The 8,795-nt window shown below is 66.0% G+C and carries 7 protein-coding genes and 2 pseudogenes; 3 read left to right on the plus strand and 6 right to left on the minus strand.

The window, feature by feature from the left end; translation table 11 throughout:
- From ACWD1U_RS37085 to ACWD1U_RS37095, 3 genes and pseudogenes are all read right to left on the minus strand, one after another.
- A pseudogene (locus tag ACWD1U_RS37085) lies at positions 1 to 576 on the minus strand (hypothetical protein); the annotation flags it as partial.
- A pseudogene (locus ACWD1U_RS37090) lies at positions 576 to 931 on the minus strand (SCO3933 family regulatory protein). The pseudogenes ACWD1U_RS37090 and ACWD1U_RS37085, both read right to left, overlap by 1 nt.
- Before the next feature lie 165 nt (positions 932 to 1,096).
- Positions 1,097 to 1,885, minus strand: coding sequence for a GntR family transcriptional regulator (locus tag ACWD1U_RS37095; RefSeq protein ID WP_451113768.1), 789 nt, complete (start codon positions 1,883 to 1,885; stop codon positions 1,097 to 1,099).
- 107 nt (positions 1,886 to 1,992) lie between these two features.
- On the opposite strand from ACWD1U_RS37095, the gene ACWD1U_RS37100 reads away from it, so the two are divergent.
- Genes ACWD1U_RS37100 through ACWD1U_RS37110 form a run of 3 tightly spaced genes read left to right on the plus strand, consistent with a single transcriptional unit; the run spans position 1,993 to position 3,252 of the window.
- On the plus strand, positions 1,993 to 2,400 hold the full coding sequence (locus tag ACWD1U_RS37100; protein WP_451113773.1) for an NUDIX hydrolase: 408 nt from the start codon (positions 1,993 to 1,995) through the stop codon (positions 2,398 to 2,400).
- A 46-nt stretch (positions 2,401 to 2,446) separates the two neighbouring features.
- Complete coding sequence (locus ACWD1U_RS37105) at positions 2,447 to 2,872, plus strand: ATP-binding protein (protein WP_451113769.1); 426 nt, start codon at positions 2,447 to 2,449, stop codon at positions 2,870 to 2,872.
- On the plus strand, positions 2,872 to 3,252 hold the full coding sequence (locus ACWD1U_RS37110) for a hypothetical protein (RefSeq protein ID WP_451113770.1): 381 nt from the start codon (positions 2,872 to 2,874) through the stop codon (positions 3,250 to 3,252). The genes ACWD1U_RS37105 and ACWD1U_RS37110 overlap by 1 nt, the downstream gene beginning before the upstream one ends.
- A gap of 1,786 nt (positions 3,253 to 5,038) precedes the next feature.
- Here the strand turns inward: ACWD1U_RS37110 and ACWD1U_RS37115 are convergent.
- From ACWD1U_RS37115 to ACWD1U_RS37125, 3 genes are all read right to left on the minus strand, one after another.
- Positions 5,039 to 5,551 carry a hypothetical protein gene (locus ACWD1U_RS37115; RefSeq protein WP_451113771.1) on the minus strand — a complete coding sequence of 171 codons (513 nt, stop codon included), beginning with the start codon at positions 5,549 to 5,551 and terminating at the stop codon, positions 5,039 to 5,041.
- Positions 5,552 to 6,863: 1,312 nt separating this feature from the next.
- Positions 6,864 to 7,757 carry an IS3 family transposase gene (locus tag ACWD1U_RS37120; RefSeq protein ID WP_451113772.1) on the minus strand — a complete coding sequence of 298 codons (894 nt, stop codon included), beginning with the start codon at positions 7,755 to 7,757 and terminating at the stop codon, positions 6,864 to 6,866.
- Entirely contained in the window at positions 7,754 to 8,059 is a 306-nt protein-coding gene (locus ACWD1U_RS37125; RefSeq protein WP_075033595.1) for a transposase, read from the minus strand. Before ACWD1U_RS37125 ends, ACWD1U_RS37120 begins: the two co-directional genes overlap by 4 nt.
- Between the last annotated feature and the right edge of the window lie 736 nt (positions 8,060 to 8,795).

An 8,795-nucleotide genomic window follows, 5' to 3' on the forward strand; every position in this document is an offset into this window, starting at 1 on the left:
AACGTCACCCGCTCCCGCCTGGGACGACTCGTCCGCCAAAGACTCCTCGAACAACCCGGACGCGGCCGCTACCAGAAACGGACTTAACGCCCTCTGAAGGAACTTGGCGTCCACTTTGCGCGGCATCCGCACCTGCCGCAGCACGTCGAAGCCGACCAGCCGCAGCTCAACCACACCCGGCTTGACCGTGGTCACGTACACGGCGTGAACGCCCCAGGCGTGCCGCAGTCGTTCCGCCGAGGCGGTGACGTCGGCTGGTTCCTGCCCTGGAGCGAGGCGTAGCCGGAGCCGCAGTCCGGTCGATGTGGGCCGGATGACGCCGCGACGCGGCGGTACGGGGCGGACCTCACGGCGGGTGGTGGCCTTGACCGCCAGCATCCGGAGCCGGGACGGCGCTACGGTCAGGCCGCAGGCCTCCATGACCGAGCCGTAGGAGCTGAGGAGCCGGGCCGTGGATATCGGCAGGCCGACCGTGGACCAGTACACCCCTGGGTGCTTGGCCCGGGCGTAGGCGGCCCCGCCGCCGAGTGCGGCGACAGGACCAGCCACTTCCAGGAGTGTCGTCAGGTCGGTCATCAGGCAGCGGCCCCAGAAGCGGCCGGGAACGCGGCCGGTGTCACGGCGGCGGCGCGGTAGGCGATGCCGTGGCGCTGCTGCCCGTTGAAGACGCTCTCCCACGGCCGGGCCACCAGACCCGGAAGCGAGACCGGAGCCCCGAGCGTCAGCCCCTCGGACACTCCGCTCTCCGAACGATGACCTTGATCAGCGACGACTCGCCGTCCTCCAGGTAGACGACGCCAATCGTCATCAGGGCCTCTCCGCTGGTGGCGTCCTTGGCGATCTCGCCCGTCTGCCGGTCGCGGACCTTGGGCTCGGGCGCCTCGGTCAGCAGGATCGTTGCGGCGGAGGTCTCTACACGGATGGTGCGCAAGACTTCTTCCCATCTACTCGTCTATACAAGATGCAGCGTTCGAACCCGATCTCCGGGAACGGCAACCACCTTGTCACACAACTTACCCACTCGTCTATACGAGTATGCCTGTTGGGGTGTACGAGTCCGGAGAAGCGTCCCCGCGCACCACCGCCGATCACGCGATCAGGTCGCCGGGAGCTGGTACGACAGGACGTAGGCGTCGGCCGCCATCACCGTGTCGCAGACCTCCACGGCCCGCCCCTCACCGTCGAACGCGGTACGGATCAGGTGAATGACCGGCACGCCGGAGGCCAGCCGCAGCGTCCGAACCTCATCAGGCGAGGGCATCCGGGCACGGATCTCTTCCTCGAAGTGGTCGAGGCGGTGCCCCAGCTCCTCAAGCCGGGCATAGATGCCACCGGGCCCGGGGTTCGGCTCGGCGATCGGCGTACCGCGCGCGATGTCGAGCGGCAGGTACGAGGTGGCGAACTCCACGGGCCGCCCGTCCAGCAGATACCTCCGACGCCGGGCCAGCACCCGCCGCACGGACCCGAGCCGGGTGGAGACGTCCTGACTGGCCTTCTCCTCCTTGACCTCCAGGCTGTCCACCTGCGGGTGACTGCCGGCGGCGTCGGCCTCCACGATGAACGCGGACTTCCCCTGCTCGCGATGCCGCCGGGCGAACCGGTCGGAGGCGAGCCGCCTGACAGGCGGTCGTGGTCGCACGAAGACGCCCTTGCCGTGCTCGGCGTGCACCAGGCCCTCGCCCTGGAGGACGGAGAAGGAGTTTCGAACCGTCATACGGGAAACCCCGTAGTACTCGACTAGTTCGGCCTCGGAGGGCAGCTTTTCACCCTCCTTGAATCGCCCACGGTCGATGGCATCGCGCAGCTGGTCGGCGATCTGCCGGAAGACCGCACGATCGCTCGTGGGGTCAAGATCGCCGAGGAGGCCGGAGGAAAGAGAGGGCACGTGTACTCCTTTAGGTATCTAGACGAGTGGGCGAGCTTTGTTGCTACGGTGGAGAGCCTAGCCATCCGAGAGGGCAGAGGAACGTGAGCACCGACCGTCCGCACTCCGTGAGCGTCGCCGGAGTCATCGTCGACGACCAGGACCGCGCCCTCCTGATCAAACGCCGCGACAACGGCCACTGGGAACCCCCGGGCGGCATCCTCGAACGCGAGGAAACCATCCCCGAGGCCCTTCAGCGCGAAGTTCTCGAAGAGACCGGCATCAAGATCGCGCTTCCCGCGACCCTGACCGGAATCTACAAAAACATGAAGGGCTTGATCGTCTCCATGGTCTTCCGCTGCGAGGCCGCCGACGGCACGCCCACCACCGGGGACGAGACCCGCGCACTGCGCTGGGCCACCCGCGAAGAGGTCATCGAACTCGCCGCCGAGGCGTACGCGATCCGCGTCCTGGACGCATTGGACGCGGTATCCCCGCCGGCCATCCGCGCCCACGACGGCGTGAAACTCGTCTAGCCCGAACCCGCTGCACATGGCGGCCTACCAGCACGAAGGAACTTGTATGCACGAGTATACGAGCACCGCCCGGGTCTGGGGACTCACTTGCCCAGGTTTTCCGGAAGAGGTCAGCCGGGCCCGCCGCTGGACACGGGACATCCTGCGCGGATCTCCCCTGGCCGACGACGCCGAACTGATCGTGAGCGAGCTGAGCGCGAACGCGATCCTCCACACCGCGAGCGGCGGGGCAGGCAGCTTCCACCTGGCCCTCTCGGTCTCCCCCAAGGTGGTCGCACTGTCGGTCACCGACGAGGGAGGGACGAGCACCGCCCCGAAGGTCGAGCAACCGAGCATGGACGCGGTCCACGGCCGCGGCTTGGGGATGGTCAGCGTCATCGCACACCGGGTCGTCGTCCATGGCAGCCACAGCGGCTACACCGTGACCGCTGAACTCTTCACGGACGCTCAGTCGGGAGGACACCCGTGCTGATGGACAAGCCCCAGCGGGGCTTCTGGTGCGAGTGCTGGACGCAAGACGTCAACGACAAGACAGGGTGGCCGGCACTCCGGGCATCGTTCGACGCCTACTCGGCACCACAGGCAGACAGATGGGTCGCTGTCGCTCTGCGCACGATCTCACCAGCACTCGACCCGGACGCCTCCGACGAGGCCTGGGCCTGGCTCTACGACGGCCGCATCGACACGCGACGAGCCCTCTTGCGCATGGAACCCTGCACCGTCTCCGTGACCCACGCCAGCACCCGCATCACCTGGACGATCCGACCAGTGATCTTCCTACCGATGGCCCACCGGCAAGGCATCGAACTACCGCCCTGCGCACACGACTTCAAGCCTCAGCCGTCCGTCTAATCCCAGGTGAACGCGGCCACTGTCAACCATCAGCTGGGACCGAAGCGTCAAGCATCTACCGGGACCGGACAGCTCCAGCCGACCGACTGAGTTACAACTTTCTCTACTGGTTCAAGGCGGCTCGCTCCGCTCACCGCGCGCGGCCCGGCCCCCGGCCGGGCCTGCGCTCCTGTCTCCGCCCCGCTCCAGCCCGGCCGGCGCCCGTGCGCGCACAGCAATCAGCCACCTGATGCCAGAGAAGGGGTACGTCGTGGCTGAGGCGGTCGGCTCCACGGCTTTAGGCAGCCACTTTGGCCCGAGCCTCGAAGATCATGGCCCCAACGTCGTGCTTTACGGGCAGGTCCACAGACTGCCCGACGCGCCGGAAGCTTACGGGGCCATGATCACTCGCCCCAAAGCAGCTCCAGCCCAAAGCCGCTCCACCGCCCTAGTCGTATTGAGCACGAGCGTTGTTGGCGCTCGTACTCAATACAACTAGCGGGTGGCAGGCTAGCCGAGCCTGATGGAACGGGTGGTGGCCGTCGTGACGACGAAGTCCTCGTCGTCACGACGGAGCAGGCTAGGACATCCGCCCACCCATCTGAGGGCCACGTAGTTCAGGAACAACCCGGCGAACCTATGCGGTATGTCGGCTAATTCCAGTCAGTGCAGGAGTTGAGCTTCCTGTCGCCTTCGAAGCGCGCTACCTCGACCCCAGTGTGTTCAATGCCGTAATCGCTCCCTGCGGTCGTGCTGACCGAGAGAGTCTCCCCACTGCCCTTGTAGTTGGAGCGCCACGGCCACGTGAAAACTTGCTGGCTGCCGACAGGCTTGGTGAGGAGGCGGACTCGTACGTGATGTCCGTCGGCGGACGTGTCCGTGACCGACAGCGCGATCTTGTACTCTCCGTAAGGCCATCGGTCTCCTGACGGCACAGTCGCCCCCATGCTGCCTCGCGCCCCAGTCGTGGAGCAACTGGCGGTACCGCCGGCGCCTTGGGGCCCAAACACAGAAGCCGTGGACTCCGACCCAGCATCAGCGGGCCGGGGCGTGGCCGCCGCCTGACCGATCAGAGTGATCGAGGACACAACCGCTGCTGCGCAGGCTGTGGCTATACGCGTGCGAGTTCTCATGTTGCTTCTCCCTATCGGATGCCGGTGTCCCGACTTACCCACGGACGGGACCACCCGTGATCATGACGACTGATCGTTGTCGATCCGCTAGGGGGTCGCAAGCTGTATATCGAACCGATGGGCGATATTCGGTCATTGCTAGCGCACAGCTCAAGGTCGAGTACGTGGTCTGCGATCCGTGCAAGATCGGTTGGGCGGAAGCGCCTCACTCCTGCGAAGGCTATAAGCGCTGCGGCCTCGCCTCAGCCGCCCTCCGGTCCTTACACCAGGTTCACCCGAGAGCCCAGTGGTACACGGATGGCGGCCATTTCGCGAGGCTGAGCCCCTCTGAAGTTTTGTCAGCGTCGGCGTGCCCGGCGGCTACCATCAGCGGGGAAGGTGCCATCGTGTGGAACCGTGGCGAGCGTGAAGACACTCCCACCTCTGCGACCAGAGAACCCGTGATGACCGTCCGTCTCAGTTTCCGTCTCATTCAGGCCCGTTCACGGCCGTTCAGGCGAGACCAGGAGTCGGATGCAGCCCACGGGCGAGCCACCCATGAACCCAGGTGAACGCCCTCGAACGACGCCCACCACCCCACCAACACAGTTGGAAAGCATGGTGGGGCTGCCGGATTTGAAGCGCGACGCAGAGCGGCCCGCCGAGAACGGGCTGATGTGCGCCTTGCTTGTCGGTCAGATGTAGGTCCAGCGCCATGCGTTGGAGCTGTAGGTGCACTTGATCTTCCTGCCACCCGCAGTGGTGGTGATGGCGCCGTGGTCGCTGTTCCGGCAGAACTGTCCCGCCGAGTAGCAGTTTCCCGCGTTGGAGACGATCGTGCACGTGCCGGTGCTGTCCTGGCCGCTGCTGGCGCTGTCCTGGTTGCTGCCGCTGCTGCCGCTGCTGGCGGCTCTAGCAGTGGCTGTCTTGGTGACGGTGACTGTAGGGCCGGGCTTCGCCTTGGCCTTGACGGTATCGGTGACGGTCGGGCCGGGCTCGGGGGTAGCCGTGACAGTCGCGGTTATGGTCGTCGCGGGTTTGACCTTGGTCTCGACGGGCTGTTGTCTGTCATCCCCGGCGGAGCCTATGAGCGCGCCTGTTATGAGCAGGGCCGTGCCGCCAGCCCACACGAGTAACCGCTTGTGGAGTGGACGGCCATCGGACGGGCGCGGTGTCGGCGATGTTGAAGTGGTGTACGGGTTGGTCATCTCGTCCCCCAACAGGTTTCGGGTGGAGTGACCGTAGTGCCCGTCAGACCTGCGTATGGGAGCCGTGAAGAATGGGTGTCCATTCCGTGACCTGACCCTGATCGGTGTTCCGGCACAGGATGGTGGCGCCGAGCTGTAGGGGCTTCGAGGGGGCGAGGACCTTCGAGAGATGATCAGTCAAGCAGCACCTCGGAGCTGCGCCGTACAGCAGTGGAGTACAGGAACCACCAGCACCCTGCCCCGGGCTCTCATAGCCCTCGCGGAAGCGTGCATGACCTCCAATGACCGATCTCTACAGAGGCACGGCCCAGAAGGCTTCTGACATCCAGGGCTGACATCAACGACGCCGGACACGGGCATACGTCAGCGTCTCCGGACGGCCGCCGCACAGTCGCCAGCAGCAGCCGGAGCGGGCTCGGATCGAACTCCTAAAGCGGGTGTCGCAGGTTCGAATCCTGCCGGGGGCACCAGCCAAACGGCCCCGGACCGATCATGGTCCGGGGCCTTTGACATCCACTTGTCACATCATGCGGGCGGTCCGGAGCTCCCGTCGCCACCTCGACGCCCTTGGAGTCGGTGGAATCCTGGGCCGGGGATGTCGGGGCGGTGCATGCGCGCCGTGCCTGCCGGTACCTCTCGTTCAGTTGGTCGGCCGTCGCGCAGGGGAGTCCGAGATTCACACCCTCCTTGTCCACGGTCGTGCACGTCGCGCAAGTGATGCGGTGATGCGCCAGACGCACGTACGCCTCCGCCCGTGGGGCATCGACGAATGACGGGTACGGGGTACCACTCACGCCTCGGACTCCGTGTCCACACAGTGCCGTCCAGCGGCGATCAGCCGGGGCGACCGTGATCGGAGTGCACAGCACTGCGGCCGAGTCCATCGGCACCGACCAGTAAGAGGCGAACGTGTATCCCCATCTTCGCGTGGTGGGAATTGGCCCAGCAGCCTCGCTAGGCCGTGTGTCCGGCACTGATGGCGATGGTGGCTGGCGCAGCCAGGACGCTGTATTGGGTTTGTGAAGAGCGCCCCTCTTCGCTGACACCAGTACCTGACACCAACAAGGCCGGGCAGCGGCGGACGCTGCCGAACCTCGACGGACAGTCAGTCGAGGCGGGAGACGAGTTGGCCGACATTCCAGGGGCCACATGATCGACCTGATAAGGATGAGGCCATGGGTTCAATCCCGGTCAGCCTCACCAGCGCAGGACCCCGGGCCGGATGGGCCGGGGGTCCTGCCGCATGTTCGGACGACGCGGCAGCCGGAGACGGCTGCTGTGAAGTTTCCCCGTGATGCTGGACACTCGATGCTTACGCCGTGAGGGCGTGTCCTTGTTCGTGTCGCTGTCTTATCTCCAGCGGGGTGAGGTAGCCCCAGCCCGGATGTTTCCGCAGTCGCCGCCGGTTGTAGAAGGTCTCGATGAAGGCGAAGACCTCCGCTCGGGCACTCAGCCGGTCCGGCCAGCAGCGGGTGCCGATCTCTTCCTTCAAGAGCGCGAAGAACGACTCGGCGGCGGCGTTGTCGAAACACGACCCCGTGCGGCCCATGCTCTGCCGCAGCCCCAACCGGTTTATCTCGCGCCGGAGTTCGTCCGAGGTGTATTCACTGCCGCGGTCCGAATGCACGATGCAGCCGGGTTGGAGCCGGCCACGTCCGGCAGCCATGCCCAGCGCATCCACGACCAGGGATGCGCGGTGGTGGTCAGCCATCGAGTAGCCGACGATCTCGCGGGTTGCAAGGTCCAGCCAGGTCGCCAGATACAACCAGCCCTCATCGGTGGGGATGTAGGTGATGTCGCCGACGAGCTTCATCCCCGGCGCCGGTGCGGTGAAGTCGCGGGCGATCAGGTCCGGGGCGGGCACCGCCCTTTTGGCCGGACGGGTCAGGCCCTTTCGCCTGCGCCGTGTGACGCCGCTGATGCCGCGTTCACGCATGACGCGCTCGATCCGCTTGCGGTTCACGCGGTGCCCGAGCCGACGCAGACCGGCGTGGATGCGCGGCACTCCGTAGGAGCTGCGGGAGGCGAGGTGCAGTACGGTGATCTCGTGCGCCAGGACATCGTCCGCGGCCTGCTTCGCCCGCCCGGTCTTCTCACCGGCCAGCCATGCGTAGAAGGAGGAGCGGGCCACCTTCAGCAGCCGGCACAGCAGAGCAACATGGTGGGTGGTCTTCTCCGCCTCGATGAACGCGTACACCTCGCTCATCGATCGCTCTCCTTCGCGAAGAAGACCGCCGCTTTTCGCAGCACCTCGATCGTCTCCGCCTGCTCGGCGGCCAGCCTCCGCAGCCGGCGCAGCTCTTCACGCTCGGCCGTCGTCAGCTCTCCCGGCGCCCCCTGCCCGCGGTCGATCTCATCCTGCTTGACCCAGTTCCGCAGGCCCTCGGCACTGACCCCGAGCTGCCGGGCCACCTCGGTGACGGTCTTCCCGGAGGAACGCACGAGAGCGACCGCGTCCCGTTTGAACTCCTCCGTGTACCGCCTGCTGCGGTTGCTTTTACTTCCCACCTGGCACTACTTCCTCTGGAACTCACGTCCCAGTCTCCAGGTGTCCACGATCAGGGGAAGGTTCAGCTGTCAGCGCACCAGGGTGTACAGCCCGACTGCCATAAGACCGATTCCCGCGATCCCGAATTGGATCCGCATGGTGGTAGGGCTCAGCCAGGGCGTTCCGTATCGTGTCCGCCGGGTGAACACCGCGTCCGCCCAATCCCACACCCACACGTCGACACCGCGGTAACCGCATGCCACTGCCATGGAAGCGCTGCCCGCGAGCAGTGCGAGTACTCCACGAAAAACCAACGCCGCTCCCTTGCCCAACCCCACGACGAGCGTCACATCGCGGCATTGTTGCAGGGGACGCCGAAGGTGCCCGCACCTGATCCACTGTTTCGACCGCTGGCCGGCTGTGGTGCGGTAGCGCTGAGCGACCCACGCGGAGCTATGGACCAGAGGTTGCCCCGTGCCCCAGCCGTGCCCGATCGAGCGGGGAACCACGGGGTACACCGGGCAGTCACGGTAGTCGGACACAAGCACGGCCCCCGACCAAACACCCGGGTCAGGGGCCGTTTTCAGTGCTCATCGCGCGGAGGCGGTGGGTTTTGAACCCACGGTGACATCGCTGGCACGACGGTTTTCAAGGACGACTCAGAGGGCGTTAAGTCCCGTTCCTGGTGATGTGGTGTCGCCCGTTCGTGGGTGATGGGGTGGTTCCTCCCTCGCGTCATGTCGTGTGCATGATGGG

It is taken from the genome of Streptomyces sp. NPDC002788, assembly GCF_053592115.1.

Excerpts from the sequence above, each read along its gene's own strand:
- ACWD1U_RS37110 (WP_451113770.1), top strand. The coding sequence starts at position 2,872 with ATGGACAAGCCCCAGCGGGGCTTCTGGTGCGAGTGCTGGACGCAAGAC.
- ACWD1U_RS37105 (WP_451113769.1), top strand. The coding sequence starts at position 2,447 with ATGCACGAGTATACGAGCACCGCCCGGGTCTGGGGACTCACTTGCCCA.
- ACWD1U_RS37115 (WP_451113771.1), bottom strand. The coding sequence starts at position 5,551 with ATGACCAACCCGTACACCACTTCAACATCGCCGACACCGCGCCCGTCC.
- ACWD1U_RS37120 (WP_451113772.1), bottom strand. The coding sequence starts at position 7,757 with ATGAGCGAGGTGTACGCGTTCATCGAGGCGGAGAAGACCACCCACCAT.